The organism is Sandarakinorhabdus rubra, from assembly GCF_010994245.1.
GTDB classification, from domain to species: domain Bacteria; phylum Pseudomonadota; class Alphaproteobacteria; order Sphingomonadales; family Sphingomonadaceae; genus Sandarakinorhabdus; species Sandarakinorhabdus rubra.
On the sequence record NZ_WMHO01000444.1, the window covers coordinates 1 to 705 of the forward strand.

Consider the following 705-nt stretch of genomic DNA (forward strand, 5'->3'; position numbering starts at 1 on the left):
CCCCCCGGCAGCGGCCGGCCATCGGCGCCGATCAGCGCGCCCGAGGTGGCCAGCGCCAGGCCGAGCGCCAGCTGATTGGCCTCCAGCGCGCGCACACGGGCAATGGTTGGCGGCTTCCCGGTCTTGTAGTCCACCACCAGCAGCTCGCCGTCGCGACGGTCCACGCGGTCCACGCGCCCTGAAAGGGTGATCCCGTTGGGCAGCGGCAGCTCGCCCTTCACCTCGGCCAGCATCTGCGTCCAGCCGTCCTTCTCGCGGTCGAGGATCAGCTGGCCGGCCCAACGCAGCGCGGCGCGCATGCGCGGCACCCAGGCGGCGGCCAGCAGCGGGAAATGCCGCGCCTCCACCTCCAGCACCTCGGTGGCGATGCGCTCCAGCTGATCCAGCTTGCCATGGCCGGCCTTGATCCAGCGTTCCAGCACGTCGTGCACCAGCGTGCCGCGCAGCGCGGCGGTCGGGTCCTGGTCGATGGGATCGAGCGGCACCAGCCCCAGGATGCGGCGGGCATGGAAGGCGAAGGGATCGGCGATCAGCGTGTCGATCTCGGTGATGCTGACCCGGCGCGGGCGCAGCTTCAGCGGCGGGTTGGGCAGCGGCACCGCCGCAGCCGCACCGGCGCCGGCATCGATGCGGCGGGCAATATCCAGCAGGTCATCGCGCCGCGCAATCGTGGCGCCATCGCGTTCGAGGTGCGCCAGCAGCCGC

At 72.5% G+C, this 705-nt stretch carries 1 protein-coding gene; it reads right to left on the reverse strand.

Annotated elements, in window-relative coordinates; all coding sequences use genetic code 11:
* Positions 1-705: PD-(D/E)XK nuclease family protein (locus tag GJV64_RS15175; protein WP_205599673.1), on the reverse strand; the 705-nt coding region annotated here is incomplete at both ends.